The organism is Mycolicibacter heraklionensis, assembly GCF_001021505.1.
Lineage (GTDB): Bacteria > Actinomycetota > Actinomycetes > Mycobacteriales > Mycobacteriaceae > Mycobacterium > Mycobacterium heraklionense.
Window position 1 is genome coordinate 348493 of the sequence record NZ_LDPO01000002.1, and the last position, 21936, is coordinate 370428.

20 protein-coding genes and 1 pseudogene are annotated in these 21936 nt (G+C 68.4%); 5 read left to right on the forward strand and 16 right to left on the reverse strand.

From position 1 onward, the window contains the following. Positions 1 to 20: 20 nt before the first annotated feature. A complete protein-coding gene (locus ABW16_RS04960; protein ID WP_047318004.1) occupies positions 21 to 419 on the forward strand; it encodes an ATPase in 399 nt (132 codons plus the stop codon). A gap of 6 nt (positions 420 to 425) precedes the next feature. Here the strand turns inward: ABW16_RS04960 and ppsA are convergent, their stop codons facing one another. Beyond that, complete coding sequence (gene ppsA, locus ABW16_RS04965; RefSeq protein WP_047318005.1) at positions 426 to 2717, reverse strand: phosphoenolpyruvate synthase; 2292 nt, start codon at positions 2715 to 2717, stop codon at positions 426 to 428. Between the two features lie 28 nt (positions 2718 to 2745). After that, a complete protein-coding gene (locus ABW16_RS04970) occupies positions 2746 to 4782 on the reverse strand; it encodes an erythromycin esterase family protein (protein WP_047318006.1) in 2037 nt (678 codons plus the stop codon). Positions 4783 to 5027: 245 nt separating this feature from the next. On the opposite strand from ABW16_RS04970, the gene ABW16_RS04975 reads away from it, so the two are divergent. Together ABW16_RS04975 and ABW16_RS04980 are read left to right on the forward strand one after the other, a co-directional pair. Further along, a complete protein-coding gene (locus tag ABW16_RS04975; protein WP_047318007.1) occupies positions 5028 to 5462 on the forward strand; it encodes an Hsp20/alpha crystallin family protein in 435 nt (144 codons plus the stop codon). Between the two features lie 24 nt (positions 5463 to 5486). After that, entirely contained in the window at positions 5487 to 6389 is a 903-nt protein-coding gene (locus ABW16_RS04980; protein ID WP_047318008.1) for a universal stress protein, read from the forward strand. 27 nt (positions 6390 to 6416) lie between these two features. On the opposite strand, the gene secG is transcribed toward ABW16_RS04980, so the two are convergent. The 14 genes and pseudogenes from secG to ABW16_RS05045 form a co-directional block, all read right to left on the reverse strand. Next, entirely contained in the window at positions 6417 to 6650 is a 234-nt protein-coding gene (secG, locus tag ABW16_RS04985; protein ID WP_047318009.1) for a preprotein translocase subunit SecG, read from the reverse strand. Between the two features lie 43 nt (positions 6651 to 6693). Then, positions 6694 to 7479 carry a triose-phosphate isomerase gene (gene tpiA / locus ABW16_RS04990; RefSeq protein ID WP_047318010.1) on the reverse strand — a complete coding sequence of 262 codons (786 nt, stop codon included), beginning with the start codon at positions 7477 to 7479 and terminating at the stop codon, positions 6694 to 6696. Further along, positions 7476 to 8711, reverse strand: a complete 1236-nt coding sequence (locus ABW16_RS04995) for a phosphoglycerate kinase (RefSeq protein WP_047318011.1) — start codon at positions 8709 to 8711, stop codon at positions 7476 to 7478. The genes tpiA and ABW16_RS04995 overlap by 4 nt, the downstream gene beginning before the upstream one ends. Before the next feature lie 7 nt (positions 8712 to 8718). Beyond that, positions 8719 to 9741, reverse strand: coding sequence for a type I glyceraldehyde-3-phosphate dehydrogenase (gene gap / locus ABW16_RS05000; RefSeq protein WP_047318012.1), 1023 nt, complete (start codon positions 9739 to 9741; stop codon positions 8719 to 8721). Between the two features lie 49 nt (positions 9742 to 9790). Beyond that, positions 9791 to 11551: a DUF3556 domain-containing protein gene (locus tag ABW16_RS05005; protein WP_047318013.1), complete on the reverse strand. Its 1761-nt coding sequence runs from the start codon at positions 11549 to 11551 to the stop codon at positions 9791 to 9793. A gap of 75 nt (positions 11552 to 11626) precedes the next feature. Then, complete coding sequence (gene whiA, locus ABW16_RS05010) at positions 11627 to 12604, reverse strand: DNA-binding protein WhiA (RefSeq protein ID WP_024443533.1); 978 nt, start codon at positions 12602 to 12604, stop codon at positions 11627 to 11629. Continuing rightward, entirely contained in the window at positions 12601 to 13680 is a 1080-nt protein-coding gene (locus tag ABW16_RS05015) for a gluconeogenesis factor YvcK family protein (RefSeq protein WP_047318014.1), read from the reverse strand. Before ABW16_RS05015 ends, whiA begins: the two co-directional genes overlap by 4 nt. Then, positions 13677 to 13757: pseudogene (locus tag ABW16_RS27090) on the reverse strand (hypothetical protein); the annotation flags it as partial. The pseudogene ABW16_RS27090 and the gene ABW16_RS05015, both read right to left, overlap by 4 nt. A 5-nt stretch (positions 13758 to 13762) precedes the next feature. Continuing rightward, entirely contained in the window at positions 13763 to 14698 is a 936-nt protein-coding gene (rapZ, locus tag ABW16_RS05020; protein WP_047318015.1) for an RNase adapter RapZ, read from the reverse strand. Further along, on the reverse strand, positions 14695 to 16653 hold the full coding sequence (gene uvrC / locus ABW16_RS05025) for an excinuclease ABC subunit UvrC (protein WP_047318016.1): 1959 nt from the start codon (positions 16651 to 16653) through the stop codon (positions 14695 to 14697). The genes rapZ and uvrC overlap by 4 nt, the downstream gene beginning before the upstream one ends. 68 nt (positions 16654 to 16721) lie before the next feature. Continuing rightward, positions 16722 to 17141: a PH domain-containing protein gene (locus ABW16_RS05030; RefSeq protein ID WP_047318017.1), complete on the reverse strand. Its 420-nt coding sequence runs from the start codon at positions 17139 to 17141 to the stop codon at positions 16722 to 16724. 47 nt (positions 17142 to 17188) lie between these two features. After that, a complete protein-coding gene (ribH, locus tag ABW16_RS05035; protein WP_047318018.1) occupies positions 17189 to 17671 on the reverse strand; it encodes a 6,7-dimethyl-8-ribityllumazine synthase in 483 nt (160 codons plus the stop codon). Further along, on the reverse strand, positions 17672 to 18949 hold the full coding sequence (locus ABW16_RS05040) for a bifunctional 3,4-dihydroxy-2-butanone-4-phosphate synthase/GTP cyclohydrolase II (protein WP_047318019.1): 1278 nt from the start codon (positions 18947 to 18949) through the stop codon (positions 17672 to 17674). A 96-nt stretch (positions 18950 to 19045) separates the two neighbouring features. Further along, entirely contained in the window at positions 19046 to 19654 is a 609-nt protein-coding gene (locus ABW16_RS05045) for a riboflavin synthase (protein ID WP_047318020.1), read from the reverse strand. Positions 19655 to 19695: 41 nt separating this feature from the next. On the opposite strand from ABW16_RS05045, the gene ABW16_RS05050 reads away from it, so the two are divergent. Together ABW16_RS05050 and ABW16_RS05055 are read left to right on the forward strand one after the other, a co-directional pair. Then, positions 19696 to 20394, forward strand: a complete 699-nt coding sequence (locus tag ABW16_RS05050) for an LppX_LprAFG lipoprotein (protein WP_047318021.1) — start codon at positions 19696 to 19698, stop codon at positions 20392 to 20394. Then, positions 20394 to 21935: an MFS transporter gene (locus ABW16_RS05055; RefSeq protein ID WP_047318022.1), complete on the forward strand. Its 1542-nt coding sequence runs from the start codon at positions 20394 to 20396 to the stop codon at positions 21933 to 21935. The genes ABW16_RS05050 and ABW16_RS05055 overlap by 1 nt, the downstream gene beginning before the upstream one ends. Position 21936: the final 1 nt, after the last annotated feature.

Here is a 21936-nt window from a genome sequence, read left to right on the forward strand (position 1 = left end):
AGACGCATCGCCGCGCCATAATGAGCGACATGGCAGACAGAAGCTCGGGCACCGGCACGGAACGCAAGCGGCTCAAGACCCTGGCTCAGGCGGCGCTGAACGCCGACGTGACCGTCGGGCAGCTCGAGGACGTCCTCAATGGCCTGGGCAACACCATGAACGAACTGAACAGTTCGCTGGCCAATCTCAACGCCACGGTCGAACGCCTCGGCAACGGTCTGGATCACCTGGAGGCGACGATGGCCGGTCTCGACGACCTGGCCCGACGACTGGCAACGCTGATCGAACCGGTGGAGGCCATCGTCAGCCGGATCGATTACCTGGTCGAAGTCGGCGAGACGGCGATGTCGCCGCTGGCGGCGACGGAGAACGCGGTGCGCGGCATGTTCAACGCCATGCGGAATCGGGTGGTGCGCTGACGGCGTTCAGCGATCCGCCCGCGCCGAATCCAGCAGCAGCCGACGCTCGGCGGCGGCCACCGCCCGGCGTGCCGCCGCCGCGGCGTCCGGGTTCACCGACACCGAGGTGATCCCCATCCGGACCAGGTGCTCGGCGAACGCCGGGTCGGTGGACGGCGCCTGGCCGCACAGCGATGACGTGATGCCGTGCATCCGGGCCACCTCGATGATCCGGGCGATCGCGTCGAGCACCGCCGGGTCGGACTCGTCGAACAGTTCCGCGCAGACCTCCGAGTCGCGGTCGACCCCGAGGATCAGTTGGGTCAGGTCGTTGCTGCCGATGGAGACGCCGTCGATGCCCAGCCCGATGTACTCGGGCAGCCAGTACACCACCGACGGCACCTCGGCCATCACCCATCGGTGCAGACCGCGCTGCGATCCCAGCGGGCTGGCATCCACCAGCGCCAGGCACGATTCCAATTCCCAGCGGGTCCGCACGAACGGAATCATCAGGTGCAGGTTCGGGTGCTGTTCGCGGGCCCGGGCCAGCGCTTGGAGCTCCAGGGCGAAGACATCGGGTTCACGCACGTAGCGGTAGCAGCCCCGGTAGCCGATCATCGGATTGTGCTCCACCGGCTCGTAGGCCTCGCCGCCGCGCAGTCCGCGGAACTCGTTGGTGCGAAAGTCGGTGGCGCGGTAGACGACCGGCCGGGTGCCGAACGGCGCGGCGATCCGGCTCAGGGAGGTCACCATCGCGTCGACCAGCGTGGCCTGCTCGCCGTGGGCGATCAGGTCGCGCGGGTGTCGGCCGGAAAGCGCTTCGGTGAGCATGAATTCGGCGCGCAACAGACCCACGCCGTCCACATCCTGCGCGGCGACGGCTTCGGCCGAGTCGGCCATCGCGAGGTTCACGTAGATCTTCGTGCCGGTGACCTCACCACCGCCGCCAACCTGCGGCGGCGGCGCCGAGGGCGCTGACACGCGTACCGCGGACTCAACGCCGGAGGTGACCAGTCCCTGGCTGCCGTCGACGGTCACCGACTGGCCGTTCTGCAACACGGTGGTGGCGTTGCCGGTTCCGACCACGCACGGCACCCCCAGCTCGCGCGCGACGATCGCGGCGTGGCAGGTCATGCCGCCGGCCTCGGTCACCAATGCAGCGGCCCGGCGCAGCGTCGGCAGCCAGTCCGGGTTGGTCATCGGGGCCGCCAGGATCTCGCCGTCGCGCAGCTGGTCGCCGTCGCTCGGAGAACGCAGGATGCGCACCCGGCCGGTGGCCGAACCCGGAGCCGCAGGCAGACCGCGCAGCAGGATTCCCGCTGTCGGCGCGGCGTCGGCCCGGTGGCCGCCGACCGTCGTGATCGGCCGGGCCTGAACCAGCCAGACCCGGCCGGACTCGATCGCCCACTCCACATCCTGGGGGCAGCCGTGGTGGTCCTCCACCGCTACGGCGAGTTCGGCGATGCGACTCACCGTCGCGTCATCGAGGACACGGGCGTCGGCCTGGTCGGGCTCCAGCGCCACCGTGACGTCGTGGCCGTCGGGACCGCGCTCGATCTTGAACGCCTGGTGGCCGACTCTGGTGTCCAGCACCGCCAGGGTCTGCTTGTCGACGACGTAGGTGTCGGGCTGGACTTTTCCAGACACCACCACTTCGCCCTGCCCGACCGCGGCCTCGATCACCACCTGATCGGGTGCTCCGGTGCCAGGGTTGTTGGTGAACGCGACGCCGGATCGTTCGGCCGCGACCATCTGTTGCACCACCACCGCCATCGCGGGGTCGGCGGTGAACCCTCGGCTGGCCCGGTAAGTGACCACCCGAGGGCTGAACAGCGAGGCCCAGCAGCGCAGCACCGCATCGACGACAGCTTCCTCGCCGGTCACGTTGGTGATGCTCGCGTTCATCCCGGCGAACGACGCGTCCCGGCCGTCTTCGCCGGTCGCCGAGGAGCGCACCGCGACACCGCATTGCGGTCCCAGCCGACGGTAGGCCTCGACCAACTCGGCACGAACCGGCTCTGCGATGCCCGCTATGGCCACCAGCTGCTGCATCTTGTGGCACAGTTCGGTCAGTTGGTCGCTGTCGTCGACCTGGGCCAGCGCCGCGCGATGCAGCCGCGCAATTTCGCCGTCCACGCCGGCGGCCTGCAGCGACGTCAGGTAGCCGCTGCGCAGCAGCACGAAGCCCGGCGGGACCGGAAGCCCGGCTGCCACCAGCTCCCCCAGGTTGGCTCCTTTTCCGCCGGCCTCATCGGCGTCTGCTGACCGCAGGGTTGCGAAGTCCCGGACACAGCTGCGGGTTTCGAGGTGGGTCGACATTGCCACTCCTGTGTCATTGACCGGGCTGCTACAGGCCGCTCGGATAGGTTTCCGGGTTCTGCCCGGAAACCCAAAGGCTCGTGACCTCTAGAGGTTCCAGGGCGCGGGTGGTGCCGATATGAATGATCGCATCGAACTGGTCGGCGGACCTGGCGTGGAAGTAGTGGCTCTGTCGTTCGGTGGCGGGCTGGTAGATCACGCCGATGGCGCGGTTCAACCGGACGGCGCCGAGCGCGGCGGTCGCCTCGGACGGGGCGAGCGTCGACACGGCGAACTCCGCTTTGCCGGTGGCGTGCAAGAGCTCTTCGATGCTGCCGTTCAACGCCGGCCGCACGACCTTGTGTTCGGCGGGCCCGCCCCACTCGCTGGCGGCGGTGACGGTGCCGCTGTAGGTGCTGAAGCCGATGAGCCGCACCGCGTCGCCGTACCGCTGGCGCACCAACTGACCGAGTGTGAGCTGGCCGTCGGCGGACATCTCGGTCGCCCTGGCGTCACCGACATGAGAATTGTGGGCCCACACCACGATTCGGGCGGGCGGTGCACCGGGGGCGTCGATACGATGGTCGAGGTGGGCCAGTAGCGCGTCCAAGGTCTCCGCCATGTGCTGGTCGCGTAGGTTCCACGAGGTGACCCGACCGCTGAACATCGATCGGTAGTACACCTCGGCGTTGTGGACGGTGTGCGCGTTCTGCAGGGCGTCGAAGAGCGCGTCCGCAACGGTCAGTCCGTCACGTTCGGCGTAGCTCAGTGCGTTGCGCTGCAACTCGACCAGTTGCTCGATTGCCTCCCGCTCACAGGACGGTCCAGCGCCGAACGCCGCACCATATCCGTAGGCCTGACCGTCGTCGGCGCCGGTGTGGTCGAAACACGCGTAGCGGCGTCGCGCGCGGGTCGCCGCGGCCGGGTCCATCGTCTCCAGGTAGCTGATCACCGCCTGCATCGAACGGTGCAGGCTGTAGAGGTCCAATCCGTAGAATCCGGCTTGCCGGCCGAGGGATCCGGAGCGCTCATTGTGGGCGCGCAGCCAGTCGACGAAGTCACGGACCACGGTGTTGCGCCACATCCACGCCGGGAAACGCTCGAATCCGCTCAGCGCCGCATCGGCGTCGGTGTCCTCCCCCAAGCCGCGAACGTAGCGGTTGACCCGGTAGGCGTCCGGCCAGTCCGCCTCGGCGGCAACGGCACAGAACCCCTTTTCCTCGATCAGCCATCGGGTGATCTCCGCGCGTGCCGCGTAGAACTCGTGCGTGCCGTGCGAGCTCTCACCGATCAGCACGATGCGGGCGTCGCCGATCAGCTCCTCCAACATCGCCCGCGGCGGGACACCGGCCGGGGCATCGATCGCGGCCCCGCGAATCGCCTCGACCGCGGTGGGCCCCGGCTCCCCGCGGGTGGCCGGGGTGGCCAACAGCGTGCGGACCTCCTCGTCGCTGACCTGGCTGAAGTCCCAGAACGACTCGCCGACCGCACGAAACGGGGTGGGCATGGTGGCGCACACCACGTCGTCGACCAGACCGGCGAATTCCCGGCAGGTCGATTCGGGAGCCGCCGGAACGGCGATCACGATGTGTGCGGGCTCGGCGTCCCGCAGCGCCTGCACGGCCGCGAGCATGCTGGCGCCAGTGGCCAGCCCGTCGTCGACCAGGATGACGGTCTTACCGGCAACGGCTACCGGTGGCCGCCCGTCCCGGTAGACCGACTCGCGCCGGGCCAGCTCACGGCCTTCCCGCTCAGCGATGTCACGCAGCTGCTGGGGGCTGATCCGCAGACCGCGCACCACGTCGTCGTTGAGCACCACCCGGCCGCCGCTGGCGAGCGCTCCCGCCGCGAACTCTTCGTGGCCGGGCGCACCCAGTTTGCGAACGATGAAGGCGTCCAACGGTGCCCCGAGTGCGGCCGCGACCTCCCAGGCCACCGGTATGCCTCCCCGCGCCAGACCGAGCACGATCACGTCGTCGCGGCCCCGGTAGGCCGTCAAGAGTCCGGCCAGCACACGTCCGGCTTCGCGACGGTCGCGAAACAGTCGCCGCGCCCGTGGGCTTCTGACATCCGTTGTCTCGGTCATCTCCGTCACCGCCGTCGTGCCTCAGTCGGTCGCCGTCGCACAACACCACTGTGCTCCGGGGCCACCGCCCGATGCCAGGGCCCGAAGTCCCCGCCCGGCGGGGCCGTTCGTCAGCGTCGCCCAGTGCCGCCGACCGTGCCCCGATTGACGACGAGCATCCCTACCCACAGAGGACTTCCGGCCCTGCCCGGAGAGTTTCGGGGCGAGTGGAATCGGAAGTATCCCAACGAGAGGAAGGACAAACCATGAACGACCTGCAAACCCGGCGGCAGCCACGGTCGCTGCTCCCGGAGTTGTCCGAACTGTTCAGCGGGTTCCCGTCCTGGGCCGGGCGCTGGCCCGTGCTGGAAGGGAACCTGATTCGGCTGGAAGACCAGATGGAGGAGGGCCACTACGTGGTGCGCGCCGAGCTGCCTGGCATCGATCCGGCCAAGGACGTCGACGTCACCGTGCATGACGGTCAGCTGACCATCAAGGCCGAGCGCACCGAGAGCAAAGAGGTCAAGGGCCGCTCGGAGTTCTCCTACGGCTCCTTCGTCCGGTCGGTCACGCTGCCGGCGGGCGCCGACGAGGACGACATCAAAGCCAGCTACGACAAAGGCATCCTGACCGTTTCGGTGGCGGTCAGCGAGCCGGCGACCCCAGCCGAAAAGCACATCAAGGTACAGGCCACCAGCTGAGCTGGTTGCCGGAGTGGAGTCGAAATGTCTGGTACCACAGCGGGTTCCGGAATCATTGTCGGGGTCGACGGATCGCCGGCCTCGCGTGAGGCCATCCGGTGGGCCGTCCGCGAGGCGAAGCTGCGCAATGTCGCGCTGAGCATCGTGCACGCAGTTCCGCCGGTGCCCCACGCCGCGGTGGAGTTCGTCTCCGCCGCCGGCCTGGACGCTGTGCAACAGGAGCGGGTCGCCGAGGGACAGCGGGTGATCTCCGACGCGATCGACCTCGCCCGGGCTGCGGAGGCCGAAACTCCTGGCCGCCCGCTGGATGTCAGCGGTGAGGTGATCGAGGGCCCTGCGGTGCCGACCCTGGTGGACCTGTCCAAAGCGGCGCGCCTGATGGTGGTCGGCCCGCGTGGTCTGGGCATGATCGGTGAGATCCTGCTCGGATCGGTCACTACGGAGTTGGTGCGCAATGCGCACTGCCCGGTCGCAGTCATCCACGGCCGGGCGGCCACCGCGGCCCAGCCGAACCGGCTGCCGGTGGTCGTGGGGATCGACGGATCCCCGACGTCCGCGCTCGCCACCGAGATCGCTTTCGACGAGGCGTCATGGCGTGGCGTGGACTTGATCGCCGTGCACGCCAGCGTGGACGGGTCCGCGCTGGCACTTCCCGATGCGGAGTGGGCTGCGTTGACGGGCGGCTCCGAGGCAGTACTGGCGGAATGCCTGGCCGGCTTCCAGGAGCGCTACCCAGACGTGACGGTACATCGCCTACTGGTACTCGACCGCCCGGCCAGGCACCTCATCGATCATTCCAAGTCGGCGCAGCTGGTCGTCGTCGGCAGCCATGGCCGGGGTGGTTTCGCGGGGATGCTACTGGGCTCGGTGAGCAACGCCGTGGTCCACGCGTCCCAGACGCCGGTGATCGTGGCGCGGGCGGGCTGACCCGCTCGATCTGGGTGCGGTGGGCCGTCAGCTGTACTTGATCAGCAGGCCCACCGCGATGATCGAGATCAACCAGATGGCGATGACGAAATAGGTCAACCGGTCCAGGTTCTTCTCGACCACGGTGGAGCCGGACAGGCTGGACTGCACGCCGCCGCCGAACAGGGTCGACAGGCCGCCGCCCTTGGCGCGGTGCAGCAGCACCAGCAGGATCACCAGCAGGCTGGTGATCACCAAGAGAATCTGCAGCGTCAAGATCATGCCGCTACCCTACCGTTCGCCCTGTGCCGGCCCCGGTGCTGGGTCACGGCAACGGCCCGCCGGCGGCCAGCGCCGCCAGCATCGCGAACTGCTCACCGTCGAGCGACGCGCCGCCCACCAGGCCCCCGTCCACATCGGGCTGGCCGATGAGTTCGCCGACGTTCTTGGCGTTGACCGAACCGCCGTAGAGCACCCGGACGGTGTCGGCGATCTTGGGCGAGGCGAGCTTGCCCAGCTCGCCGCGTACGGCCGCGCACACCTCCTGTGCGTCGGCCGCGCTGGCCACCCGGCCGGTGCCGATCGCCCACACCGGCTCGTAGGCGATCACGCTCGCGCCGATCTGCTCGGCGCTCAGCCCGGCCACCGAGCCGCGCAACTGCTCCAGGCAGTACTCAACGTGGTTGCCGGCTTCCCGGATCTCCAGGTGCTCGCCGATGCAGATGATCGGGGTCAGGCCGTGCTTGAGGGCGGCGGCGGCCTTCGCGGCGACCAGCGCGTCGTCCTCACCGTGGTAACTGCGCCGTTCGGAGTGCCCGACGACGACGAAGGTGCAGCCCAGCTTGGCCAGGAACGCGCCGCTGACCTCCCCGGTGTAGGCGCCCGCGTCATGCTGCGATAGGTCCTGGGCGCCGAAGGTCAGCCGGAGCTTGTCCCCGTCGACCAGCGTCTGCACGCTGCGCAGGTCGGTGAACGGCGGCAGCACCGTTACATCGACCTTGTCGAAGTACTTGTCCGGCAGCGCGAAAGCCACCTTCTGCACCAGTGCGATCGCCTCGAAGTGGTTCAGGTTCATCTTCCAGTTGCCGGCGATCAGCGGCTTACGACTCATGACGACCCTCCGGTTTCCAGTACCTGTAGGCCTGGCAGTGGTTTGCCCTCAAGGTATTCCAGGGACGCCCCGCCGCCGGTGGAGATGTGCGAGAAGCCGTCCTCCGGCAGGCCCAGCGCGCGTACCGCGGCAGCGGAGTCGCCCCCGCCGACGACGCTGAAGGCGCCCTTGGCCGTGGCGGCGGCGATCGCCTCGGCCACTCCCCTGGTGCCGGCCTCGAACGCCGGGAACTCGAACACGCCCATCGGCCCGTTCCAGAAGATGGTCTTGGCGTTGCCCAGCAGCGCGGCGAATCGTTCCACCGAACCGGGGCCGACATCCAGGCCCATCTTGGTGTCCGGGATGGCGTCTGCGGCCACGACCTCGCCGGTGGCGGCGGCGTCGAACTTATCGGCGACGACGATGTCCACCGGCAGCCGCAGCACATCGGCGTAGTCATCGAGCAGTTGCCGGCAGGTGTCCACCATGTCGGCCTCCAGCAGCGAGGTCCCGACCTGAAGGCCTTGGGCCGCCAGGAAGGTGAAGCACATGCCGCCGCCGATCACGATGCTGTCGGCCTTGGTCGCCAGCGACTTGATCACGCCCAGCTTGTCGGAGACCTTCGACCCGCCCAGCACCACCGCATAAGGCCGCTCCGTCGACTCGGTCAGCTGCTGCAACACCTGGATTTCCGCGGCGACCAGCGTCCCGGCGTACGACGGAAGCAGCGTGGCGATGTCGTAGACGGAGGCCTGCTTGCGGTGCACCACACCGAATCCGTCGGAGACGAAGGCCCCCGGCGAACCGTCCGGCGCGGCGACCAGCTCGGCCAGTGCCCGGGCCAGAGCCAGGCGTTCGTTGTCGTCCTTGCTGGTCTCCCGCGGGTCGAAGCGGATGTTCTCCAGCAGCAGCACGTCGCCGTCGGTCAGGCCTTCGGCGCGGGCCAGGGCATCGGTGCCGACCACGTCACCGGCCAGCTGGACGTGCCGGCCCAACTGCTCGCCGAGCGCGGCCGCGACCGGCGCCAGCGACAGTTTGGGGTCCGGACCGTCCTTGGGGCGGCCCAGGTGCGCGGTCACCACGACCTTGGCGCCGGCGTCGACCAACGCGCGCAGCGTGGGCACCGACGCGGTGATCCGGCCCAGGTCGGTGATCTTTCCATCGTCGAGCGGGACATTCAGGTCGGAGCGCACCAGCACGCCCCGCCCCGTTACACCCTCGGCGATCAGGTCTTGGACTGACTTGACGGCCACGATCGCGTTACAGCGACTTGCCGACGAGGGCAATCAGGTCGACCAGCCGGTTGGAGTAGCCCCACTCGTTGTCGTACCAGGAGACCACCTTGGCCTGGTTGTCGATGACCTTGGTCAGCCCGGAGTCATACAGCGACGAGTGCGGGTCGGTGACGATGTCGCTCGAGACGATCGGGGCGTCGTAGTACTTCAGGATGCCCTTCATCGGCCCCTCGGCGGCGGCCTTCATGGCGGCGTTGATGTCCGCGACCGACGCCGACTTGCTCAGCTCCGCGGTCAGGTCGGTGACCGAGCCGGTGGGGATCGGCACCCGCAGCGCGTAACCGTCCAGCTTGCCCTTCAGCTCGGGCAGCACCAGCCCGATCGCCTTGGCGGCGCCGGTACCGGTGGGCACGATGTTGATCGCGGCGGCGCGGGCACGACGCAGGTCGGAGTGCGGGCCGTCCTGCAGGTTCTGGTCCTGGGTGTAGGCGTGGATGGTGGTCATCAGGCCCTTGACGATGCCGAACTCGTCGTTGAGGACCTTGGCCAGCGGGCCGAGGCAGTTCGTGGTGCACGAGGCGTTGGAGATGATGTTCTGGCTGCCGTCGTACTTGTCGTCGTTGACGCCCAGCACGATGGTGATGTCCTCGTCGGTGGCCGGCGCGGAGATGATGACCTTCTTGGCGCCGGCGTCCAGGTGGCCCTTGGCCTTGGCGGCGTTGGTGAAGATGCCGGTGGACTCGACGACGACATCCACGCCCAGGTCGCCCCAGGGCAGCGCCGCCGGGCCTTCCTTGACCTCCAGGGCCTTGATCTTGGTGTTGCCGACGACGATGGTGTCGTCGCCTTCAAGGCTGACGTCGTGGGGCAGCCGGCCCAGGATGGAGTCGAACTTCAGCAGGTGCGCCAGGCTGGCGTTGTCGGTCAGGTCGTTGACCGCGACGATCTCGATGTCGGTGTTGTTGCCCAGGGCTTTCTGCGCGTCCAATGCCCTGAAGAAGTTCCGCCCGATGCGGCCGAAGCCGTTCACGCCTACCCGGACCGTCACTGGTCTCTCCTCTGTCTTACTTGAGATTGCTGGTGTGTTCGCCGTCAGCCTAATGCGTGATGCGCCCCACAGGCCCCTCGGTACGGCGGACCGGGAACTCGTCGCCCGGCTCGGGCCACGGCTGGCGACTGAGCATGTCGGCCACCGCCACGTAACCCGCTTCGATCAGCCCAGATTTGGCGTCGACAATCCGGTAGGCCTGTTCTCGCCGATGGATGGGTTGGCCTTCGAGCACGATCACCCGCAGGTCACCCTCGGCGAAGTGGCAGCGGCGCTGCACCGCCGCGAGCAGCTGCTCGTTGTGCAGGTGGCCTTCGCCGAAGTTCCACCCGATCAGCGGGCCCGCGATGATCTCGCCGTCGCGGATGTTGTAGTCGGCCACGTTGGCCTCGCCGTTTAACGCCCGGGGCAACAGTCCGTTCAGTGCGCGGCCCTGCAGGTGCATGGCCCGGAACGCCCCCGGGACTTTGTCGGCGACGAGATCGGCGGTGGCCTGGTCGTAGAACTTCGCCAACTGGCTGATGACCAGCGCCGAGCTCTTGACCACGTTGGCCTCCACGATGTCCTCGGCGCCGTCGCGGAAGCACCAGAAGCTGGCCGCCCAGTTTCCGGCGTAATAGCGCATGGCCGGCAGGAACGAAATCTGCTGCGGAAACATGTTTCCGGCCACCGGGATCACGATGAGCCCGGTGAACAGGATGGCCATCAACAGCGGCGACCTCAGGTCGTAGACGCTGACTTCGGGGTGCTGCCCGAACAGGAAGAACAGCGAGAAGAGAAAGAAGACGTTCCATTCCAACGGGACTCCCATCGGGAGGTTGGACAGGATGTTGAGGTGGAAGATCACCATGAACGCGATCAGGAACCACCGCCACGGGTGATCGCCGGCAACGAGCACCAGTAGCGCCGGCACGACGAATTCGGCTGTGGTGCCCCCGACGTGTGCCATCAGCTGCGGTATCCGAGTGGGCCGCAGGTCGTTGATGTGATCGCGGTACATCCGGTGCTTGAGGCCGGTGAAGATCTTCGAGCGCAGCAGGGCATTGTTGCTCGTCATCACCGCAACCACATACGGGAAGTGGTGGTTGAGCTTGGATGTGGCCGCACCCCACCACAATCCAAGGACGATGAGCTTGAACGCGGCCATCTGGTCCACATACGGAAAGAAGAAGACGAGCAAGGTCAGGCCGTAATGCTCGGCACGAGCGGCCAGAAAGATCGTCTTGTCCCGCAGACCCAGCAGGACCAGGGCGACGATCATCGGCGCCACCAGCAGCGGGTCGAGCAGGCCCGCCGGGCCGGGGTCGCCCTGCCCCGGTGACAGCAACGCCCAGATGCCAGAGCCCAACACCGCGGCGTACAGCGCGACGTCGACCACGGTGCGAGTGTCGCCGCGGGTGAGCGGAACCTTGCCCGGCCAGGGCGGCAATCGGATTGTATTGGGCCGCAACCAGTACAGGACACCGCCGATGGGTGGCCAGAAGCGGGCGGTCAGCGGACCCGATCCGCAGCCCAGGCCCAGAATCTCGAACAGCAGGCTGAAGACGACGAGCTTCTGGTAGACGATCGGCTGTGTCCACCAGTCGGCGATGCGGCCGAGCTCGCCCAGCCCCGGGGTCAGTGCGATGACCGCCGCGGCGCCTACGGCGTAGGCCACGATCTTGAGCAGATAGATCAGGTAGACCCCCGACGGGGTGCCGAAACCCTGTTCGGCCCAGTGCCTGCTGCAGACCTGGGCCCGGGTCGCCCACGGGGTGGCGCGCCACGTTTCGGGGTCGACATCGGGAACCGACGGTTTGATGAACCCCATGCTGTCCTCACTCCCTGCCGTGTGCCCGTTCTGTTATAGCGGTAAGTGCAGGCGTGGGAAGTGGTTTCGGCTCCGCTAGGCGTCTTCCAGCAGCTCCGGGGTGACCGCGGACTCGGTGTCGGGAATACCGTCCTGCTTGGCCTTGCGGTCGGCCATCGACAAAAGCCGCCGGATCCGCCCCGCCACCGCGTCTTTGGTCATCGGCGGGTCGGCCAGCCGGCCCAGTTCCTCCAGGGATGCCTGCCGGTGCTCGACGCGCAGCTTGCCGGCCGAAGCCAGATGATCGGGCACGGTGTCGCCGAGGATCGCCAGTGCACGTTCCACCCGCGCCGCCGCGGCCACCGCCGCCCGCGCGGAGCGGCGCAGGTTGGCGTCGTCGAAGTTGGCCAGCCGGTTGGCGGTCGCACGCACCTCACGGCGGATCCGGCGCTCCTCCCAGACCAGCCGGGTGTCCTGGGCGCCCATCCGGGTCAGCAGCGCCCCGATCGCCTCGCCATCGCGCACCACCACGCGGTCCGCACCACGCACCTCGCGGGCCTTGGCGCTGACCCCGAGCCGGCGGGCCGCGCCGACCAGAGCCAGGGCGGCCTCCGGGCCGGGGCAGCCGACCTCCAGAGCCGACGAGCGACCCGGCTCGGTGAGCGAACCGTGCGCCAAAAACGCTCCCCGCCAGGCAGCTTCGGCATCAGCGACACTGCCGCCGACCACCTGGGCGGGCAGACCGCGCACTGGGCGCCCGCGCAGGTCCAACAGCCCGGTCTGACGGGCCAGAGCTTCACCGTCCTTCGTCACGCGCAGCACGTAGCGGGTGCTCTTACGCATTCCGCTGGCCGTCAGCACGTGCACGATCGCGTTGTAGCCGTACAGGTCGAAAATGTCCTTGCGTAGCCGCCGCGCGATGACCCCCAGGTCCACCTCGGCTTCGACCACGACCCGACCGGCCACGATGTGCAGTCCGCCGGCGAAGCGCAGCAGCGCCGCGACCTCGGCGCGGCGCGCACTCACCGAACTGACCACGAGACGGCTCAGCTCGTCCTTGACTTCGGCCGTCATCGCCACGACTTGTCACCTCCCGGCCCGAGCCCGCTCGGTCCACTCACGCCGGATTGCCGGCCCCCGCCCTCGGCCTGCGTCGCTACCGGCGTCGGAACGGTCAACGTCGATGCGTCGATGCTCCGAACCCCGTCTAGCGCCGCCGCCAACTTTCCTGGGTCATGTAAAGGTGTACCAGGTCGGGCCACATCCACGAACCGAACCTCGGCACCGAACAAGTTGGCGGCACGCCGCAGCTGCTCACGCTCACGCTCGCTGGGCACCCGGCCTGCGTCGATGATGATGTGGTCCACGGTGAATCCGGGCGCGTGTTGAGCCAACACGTGTAGGTGGCGCTCGACGGAGAATCCCGCGGTCTCCCCCGGCTCGGCCACCAGGTTGAGCACCAGGGCGCGTCGGGCCGTGGTGTTCTGCAGCGCCGCGGCCAGTCCCGGCACCAGCAGATGCGGGATCACGCTGGTGAACCACGAGCCCGGGCCGAGTACCACCAGATCCGCGGACATGATGGCGTCCACCGCTTGGCGGGTGGCCGGCGGGTTGCCGGGCAGCAGCCGCACCCGGCGTACCTTGCCCGGGGTGGTCGCGATGGCGACCTGCCCCCGGATCAGCCGGAACAGTCGAGGGTCGGCTTCCAGCCCGGACACGTCGGCTTCGATCTGCAGCGCGATCGGGCACATCGGCAGCACTCGCCCCTTGACGCCCAGCATCCGGCCGAGTTCGTCGAGTGCGGCCACCGGGTCGGCGAGCACTTCGTTGAGACCGGCCAGCAGCAGATTGCCGATCGGATGCCCAGCGAGGGCGCCGCTGCCGCCGAACCGGTGCTGCAAGATGGTCGCCCACAGCTGGCCCGTCGGGGTGTCGGACGCCAGCGCCGCGAGTGCCATGCGCAGATCCCCGGGCGGTACCACGTTCAGTTCGCCGCGCAGCCGGCCCGAGGAGCCGCCGTCGTCGGCGACGGTGACCACCGCGGTGACGTGCGGAGTCAGCCGGCGGGCAGCCGACAGCGTCGCGTACAGGCCGTGCCCACCACCGAGCGCGACGATGCTCGGGTTGCCGTTCGCGGGCTCAACGCTCACTGGCGCCGCTCCTCCTCATCGCTCCGCAAGCTCCGTCCCCCGCAAGCGGGAGGTGCCCCCACTGCATCGTCGCCGGCGCAACTCATTCGCGGCCCAGATCCCGGTGCAGCACCCGCACCGACAGCTCGTCGTTGTCGTCCTGGGCGTCCAGCAGTCGCGCCAGGGCCTCGGCGATGGCCACACTGCGGTGCTTGCCGCCGGTGCACCCGATGGCCAGGGTCATGTACCGCTTTCCCTCTCGTCGATAGCCGCCGACCATCAGGGCCAGAAGCCGGTGGTAGCCCGCGAGGAACTCATCGGCGCCCGGCTGGCTCAGCACGTAGTCGCGCACCGCCGGATGCTGCCCGGTGTGCGGACGTAATTCGTCGACCCAGTGCGGGTTGGGCAGGAAGCGCACGTCCATGACCATGTCGGCGTCCATCGGCAGCCCATACTTGAAGCCGAAGGACTCGACCGTGATGGACGTGGGAGCGCTGACCGCGTCACCGCCGAACATCTCCTCGATGCTCTCCCGCAGTTCGCGCACGCTGAGCACCGAGGTGTCGATGACCAGGTCGGCCACCGCGCGCACCGGCGCCAGCATGATCCGCTCGGCGGCGATGCCCTCGGTGAGGGTCTGCTGGCCCTGCAGCGGGTGGCTGCGCCGGTTGTGCTCGTAGCGGCGAATCAGTACGTCGTCGCTGGCCTCCATGAACAGCACGCGCGGGTTGATGCCGCGGGTGGCCAGTTCGGTGCGCACCGAGTCCAGGTCGCCGGTGAAACCGGCCGAGCGCACATCCATCACGACTGCCAGCTGGGTGATCCGGGAACCCGCCGCCAACCCCAGATCCACCATGCGGGTGATCAGGTCCGGTGGCAGGTTGTCGGCGACGTACCAGCCCAGGTCCTCCAGTACCTTCGCCGCGGTGCCGCGCCCCGCGCCGGACAGACCCGTCACCAGGACGACGTCGATGCCGGCGCCGTCTCCGGGGCCGGCGACATCGCGCTCCCGCACGCCTTTCGGTGATTCCGTGGTCATCCCGACATCCGTTGCTGTTCAGCGGCGCCCGCCGCGCCGTCGGCTCCCAGCGCCTCAAGGACAGCGGCGGCGGTCGCCGCGCCGATCCCCGGGATCGAGGTGAGCTCTTCGACGGTAGCCCTTTTCAGCCGTGCCACCGAACCGAAATGGGAGATCAGCACCTTGCGCCGATGCTCGCCGAGCCCGGGCACCGCATCCAGCACCGACTCCGTCATCCGCTTGGAGCGCTTGCTCCGGTGGTAGGTGATGGCGAACCGGTGCGCCTCGTCACGAATGCGCTGCAACAGGTAGAGCCCTTCGCTCTGCCTCGGCAGGATGATCGGGTCCGGCTCAGACGGCACCCACACCTCTTCCAATCGTTTGGCCAGGCCGATGGTGGCGACGTCGGTGATACCGAGCTCGGCCAGCACAGCGGCCGCGGCATTGACCTGTGGCGCACCGCCGTCCACCACGTAGAGGTTCGGCGGGTAGGCGAACTTACGCGATTTTCCTTCCGGGGCAAGAATTTCGGCGTCCAGGTGGCGGCGGAACCGACGACGTGTCACTTCGGCGATCGAGGCCACATCGTCGGACCGCCCCTCACCGGCGGCCTCCCGAATCGCGAAGTGGCGGTAGTCCGACTTGCGGGGCAAGCCGTCCTCGAACACCACCAGCGACCCGACCACATCGGTGCCCTGCACATGACTGATGTCGACGCACTCAATGCGCAGCGGAGCGTCGGGCAGGCCCAGGGATTCCTGAATATTCTGCAGCGCAGCAGATCTGGCGGTGAAATCCCCTGCCCGTTTCATCTTGTGTTGCTGCAGTGCATCTTTGGCATTGCGCTCGACCGTCTCCGCCAGCACCCGCTTGTCCCCGCGCAGCGGCACCCGCAGCGAGACCCGCGAACCCCGCAGCTTCGACAACCAGCTGGTCAGCTCGTCCGAGTTGGCCGGCAGGCAGGGCACCAGCACCTCGCGCGGCACCGGGTTGGTGGGTTCGTCTGCCGCACCTTCCAATTCGGCCTGGTCCCCGTAGAACTGGGTGACGAACTGCTCGACCAGCTGTTCCAGGGAGCTCTCGGCGTCGCCGGGGTCGCCGGGCTTCTCGACGATCCAGCCGCGCTGTCCGCGCACCCGTCCACCGCGCACGTGAAACACCTGAACCGCCGCTTCCAGCTCGTCGTCGGCGAATGCCACCACGTCGGCGTCGGTACCGTCACCGAGCACCACGGCCTGCTTTTCCAGCGCCCGTTTCAGCGCGGCGACGTCGTCGCGCAAGCGCGCGGCCCGCTCAAAGTCGAGTTCGTCGGAGGCGGCCAGCATCTGCTGCTCCAGACTGCGGACCAACCGGTCGGTCTTGCCGGCCAAAAAGTCGCAGAAGTCGTCCACGATCCGCCGGTGCTCCTCGGCGCTCACCCGCCCGACGCACGGCGCCGAGCACTTACCGATGTAGCCCAGCAGGCAGGGCCGGCCGATCTGCTGATGGCGCTTGAACACCCCGGCCGAGCAGGTGCGGGCCGGAAACACCCGCAGCAGCAGGTCCAGGGTTTCGCGAATCGCCCAGGCGTGCGAGTAGGGACCGAAGTAGCGCACCCCCTTGCGGCGCGGCCCGCGGTAGACCATCAGCCGCGGGTACTCCTCGCCTCTGGTGACCGCCAGCACCGGGTAGCTCTTGTCGTCGCGGTAGCGGACGTTGAAGCGCGGGTCGAACTCCTTGATCCAGTTGTATTCCAGCTGGAGAGCCTCGACCTCGGTGTTGACCACCGTCCACTCCACCTTGCCGGCGGTGGTCACCATCTGGCGGGTCCGCGGGTGCAGGCCGGCGATGTCGGCGAAGTACGACGTCAGCCGGGACCGCAGGTTTTTCGCCTTGCCCACGTAGATGACCCGGCCGTGCGGGTCGACGAACCGGTAGACGCCGGGCGCGACGGGAATGGACCCGGGCGCCGGGCGATAGGTCGCGGGGTCTGGCACGGGTTCCAGGCTACTTTCTGCGGCGAGCAGACGTGAAAGTCGCGGATTTCATGCCAAATAGGGTGCTTTCACGTCTGCTCGCCGGGGGGCCGGTAGCGCGCGACCAGGGCCCGCAAGGCCCGCATGGCCTCGACGGCGTGCTCCTTGTCCGCGGACTGGATGGCCACCAGCGGAATGTATTCGTCGTCGGGCAACTCCAGCCGGGCCCAGCGCTTGCCGGGCGGGAAGGACACGCCGACCACCTGGGACCAGGGAATCAACCGGTCCCCGAGCGCATTGCGGACCGACACCCCGGACTCGCCCGCCCGTACGCGGGCCCGCGTCAACAGCAGCAGCGCACCGGCCACGATGACGCCCAGCACCACCACTGCCACCCGGTCGTAGGTACGAAAGATCACACCGCTGGCGCGGATCGTCAGCAAGAAGCTCACCACGACGTGGATGGTCACGATCAGGATGGCGACCGTCCATAGGCCGTAGCGCATCATGCGCGGACGTACCTGAAGATCCCAGCGCGGGGATCCGGCCCCGGGCGTCACAGCACGGCGCGAAGCTCGCGCAGGGTCAGCGCCGTACTGAGTGCTGCGGCCGCTGCCTGAGCACCCTTGTCCTCGGTCGAATCCGGCAGTCCGGCGCGGTCCAGCGCCTGCTCCTCGTCGTTGACGGTGAGCACGCCGTTGGCCACCGGGGTAGCCGCATCCAGCGACACCCGGGTCAGGCCCTGGGTCACTGCATCACATACGTAGTCGAAATGCGGTGTGGCACCGCGGATCACAACACCCAACGCGACGACGGCGTCATGGTTGCGGGCCACTTCCTGTGCCACCACCGGGATCTCGATCGCCCCGAGCACCCGCACCACTGTCGGTTCGGCGATGCCCGCGTCGGCGGCCACCTTGCGGGCCCCGGCCAGCAGGGCATCACAGATACGGGTGTGCCAGGTGCTGGCCACGATCGCCAGACGCACACCAGAGGCGTCGAGCGCCGGCATGTCCGGCACTCCTGCGGCAGGACTCATCTACAGCGCTCCACCGAATTCGTCCGGCAGCAACGAGGAGTCGTCGAAGTCCTCCAAGCCGGTCAGTTCGTGGCCCATCCGGTCTCGCTTGGTCAGCAGGTAGCGGATGTTCTCCGAATTGGCCCGCACCGGCAGCGGTACCCGCTCGATGATGTGCAACCCGTAGCCGTCCAGCCCGACGCGCTTGGCCGGGTTGTTGGTGAGCAGCCGCATCGAACGAACACCGAGGTCCGAGAGGATCTGCGCCCCGATTCCGTAATCGCGTGCATCGGCCGGCAAACCCAGCTTGAGGTTGGCGTCGACGGTGTCGTCACCGGCATCCTGCAGCTGGTAGGCCTGCAGTTTGTGCAGCAGCCCGATGCCGCGGCCCTCATGCCCACGCATGTAGAGCACCACCCCGCGGCCCTCCTGCGCGACCATCGCCAGCGCCGCGTCCAGCTGGGGGCCGCAGTCGCAGCGCCGGGAGCCGAACACGTCGCCGGTCAGGCACTCCGAGTGCACCCGAACGAGCACGTCGTCGCCGTCGTTGTGCGGCCCGGCGATCTCGCCGCGCACCAGCGCGACATGCTCGACGTCCTCGTAGATGCTGGTGTAGCCGACCGCGCGGAACTCGCCGTGCCGGGTCGGGATGCGGGCCTCGGCGACCCGCTCGATGTGCTTCTCGTGCTTGCGGCGCCACTCGATCATGTCGGCGATGGAGATCAGGGCCAGGCCGTGCTCGTCGGCGAAGACCCTCAGCTCTTCGGTCTGGGCCATGGCGCCCTCGTCCTTCTGGCTGACGATCTCGCAGATCGCGCCGGCGGGCTGCAGGCCGGCCATCCGGGCCAGGTCGACCGCGGCCTCGGTGTGGCCCGGCCGGCGCAGCACCCCGCCGTCCTTGGCGCGCAGTGGCACCACGTGGCCCGGGCGGGTGAAATCGTCGGCGGCACTGGCCGGGTCGGCCAGCAAGCGCATCGTGGTGGCCCGGTCAGAAGCCGAAATCCCGGTTCCGACGTTGTTTTTCGCGTCGACGGTGACGGTGTAGGCGGTGCCGTGCTTGTCCTGGTTCACCGCATACATGGGCAGCAGGCCCAGCCGGTCGCAGATGGCGCCGTCCAGCGGCACGCACAGATAGCCGGAGGTGTAGCGGACCATGAACGCCACCAGCTCGGGGGTGGCCTTCTCGGCGGCGAAGATCAGATCGCCTTCGTTCTCGCGGTCCTCGTCGTCGATGACGACGACGGCCTTGCCGGCCGCGATGTCGGCAACCGCCCGCTCGACGGTGTCCAACTTCGTCATCTGTGCCACCTTGGTTTCGCCGTCGGAAAGCGCCCCGTCGGCGCAACCCGCCCAACCAGTATGAACCACCCCGGACCCACGGTTCGCCCCGTGGACTCATTCCGTGGGCTTTGTCACCAGTCGCTCGACGTACTTGGCGATCACGTCCACCTCGAGATTGACCAGCGTGCCGACCGCGGCCCGGCCCAGCGTGGTCAGCTCCAGCGTGGTCGGAATCAGCGAGACTTCAAAGAAGTCATCGGGATCAGCGCCGAGCCCGGACACCGTCAGCGAGGTCCCGTCGACGGTGATCGAGCCCTTCTCCACCACGTAACGGGCCAGCGACGCCGGCAGCCCGATCCGCACCACCTCCCAGTGCTGCCCCGGGGTGCGGGCCAGGACCCGCCCGGTGCCGTCGACGTGGCCCTGCACGATGTGCCCGCCCAGCCTGCTGTTCAGAGCCGCCGCACGTTCCAGGTTCACCGGGCTGCCGACCTGCAACGATCCCAGGCTGGACCGATCCAGCGTCTCGCGCATCACGTCGGCGCTGAATCGACCGCCGGGCTGCACATCGACCACGGTCAGGCACACCCCGTTGACGGCGATCGAGTCGCCGTGGCGGGCGTCGGAGGTGACGGTGGGGCCACAGATGACCAGGCGCGCAGCGTCGGCGAGGTCCTCACGGCCGACCAGCTCGCCCAGTTCCTCGACGATTCCGGTGAACATCGCACCAGGCTAGACCGCGCCTGCCCGGCGGCCTCTATACGATGTCCCCCATGCGCAGACTTCTCATTGCCCTGGCCACCGCGACCACCGCCGCCGCGCTGTTCGCCGGCTGTTCTTCCAAGGATGCCGGCGGACCGCTGCCGGACGCGACGACGCTGGTCAAGGAATCGGCCACCACCACCGCCAACCTCCAGAGTGCGCATCTGGCGCTCTCGGTGACCGGCCAGATCAAGAACCTTCCGGTCAAGACCCTCGAGGGTGACCTGACCACCCAGCCGACCACCGCGGCCAAGGGCAGCGCGACGATCATGATGCTGGGCTCGGACGTCGACGCCAAGTTCATCGTCATCGACGGTGACCTGTACGCGGCGATCACCGGCGATGACTACGACAACTACGGCGCCGCCGACAAGATCTACGACGTGGCCGCGATCCTGAGCCCGGACAAGGGGTTGGCCAACATGCTGTCCAACCTGACCGACACCAAGTCCGCCGGCCGCGACACCATCAACGGCCAGAAGGCCGTCCGCGTCACCGGCAACGCGCCCGCTGACGCCGTGAACTCGCTGGCGCCGCAGCTGAAGGCCACCGCACCGACGCCCGCCACGGTCTGGATCCAGGAGGACGGTGACCACCAGTTGGTTCAGGCCCAGCTCGACCCCAGCGCGGGCAACGCCATCCAGATGACCCTGTCGAACTGGAACGCACCGGTCACGATTGAGAAGCCGGCGGGAGCGTAATGCGGGTCAACCGCACACTCGCGATCGGCGCCGGCAGCCTCGCCGTCCTGCTCGGTGCCCTCGACACCTACGTCGTGGTCACGATCATGCGCGACATCATGGCTCCGCAGCCGGCCGGTGTCGGCATCCCGATCAACAAGATCCAGCAGCTCACGCCGATCATCACCTGCTACCTGCTGGGCTACATCGCTGCGATGCCGCTGCTGGGCCGGGCGTCGGACCGGTTCGGCCGCAAGCTGCTGTTGCAGGTCAGCCTGGCCACGTTCGCCATCGGATCGGTCGTGACGGCTCTGTCGGCCGACCTGTCGATGCTGGTGGCCGGGCGCACCATCCAGGGCATCGCGGCGGGGGCGCTGCTGCCGGTGACGTTTGCCCTCGGCGCTGACCTGTGGGCGGAGCGCCGCCGGTCGGCGGTGCTGGGCTGGATCGCCGGCGCCCAGGAACTGGGCAGTGTGCTGGGACCGCTGTACGGCATCTTTATCGTCTGGGTGCTGACCAGCTGGCGAGACGTGTTCTGGATCAACGTGCCGCTGACCCTGCTGGCCATGGTGTTGATCCACTTCAGTCTCCCCTCGCAGTCCACGGACGGCCCCCGGGAGCGGGTCGATGTGGTCGGCGGGCTGCTGCTGGCGGTGATCCTGGGACTGTTGACGATCGGCCTCTACAACCCCGACCCCAGCGCCAAGCAGGCGCTTCCCGACCACGGTGTGGCGTACCTGTTGTTCGCGGCGATCGCGCTGGTGGCGTTCACGGTCTGGGAGATCAGGTCACCGACGAAGCTTCTCGACCCGACCGGCGCCCGGATCGGCCCGTTTCTGGCCGCGTTGGGCTCCTCGCTCTGCGCCGGCGCCGCGCTGATGGTCACCCTGGTTGACGTCGAACTGTTCGGCCAGGGCGTGCTGGGAAAGACCCAGAACGAGGCGGCGATGCTGCTGCTGTGGTTCCTGGCCGCACTGCCCGTCGGCGCCGTGGTGGGCGGCGCGATCGCCACCATGGTCGGTGACCGGCTGGTGACGTTCGCCGGGCTGCTGATCGCCGCCGTGGGCTACTGGCTGATCTCGAAGTGGCCGGTGGACCTGATGGCCTACCACCACGAGATTCTCGGCCTGAGCCTTCCGGCGGCACACACCGACCAGTTGCTGGCCGGGTTCGGTTTGGGCCTGGTGATCGGACCGCTGACCTCAGCGGTGATGCGGGCGGTGCCGCCGCGCGAGCACGGCATCGCCGCGGCGGGTGTGGTGGTGGCCCGGATGACCGGGATGCTGATCGGCATGGCCGCGCTGTCGGCGTGGGGCCTCTACCGGTTCAACCAGATCCTGGCCGGCCTGCCCAAGGTGCCCGGCGCCAGCCTCGCCGAGAAGATGGCTGCCACCGCGGCCAACTCCAAGCTGGCCTTCGCGGAGATGTACGGCGAGATCTTCGGGATCACCGCCATCATCTGTGTGGTGGGTGCGGTGCTCGGGCTCTTCATCGGCAGTAACGACGTGCACGCCGAAGATCCCGAGGTGGAGCTTCGCGAGAGTGCGCCGTTGTCCAACTGAG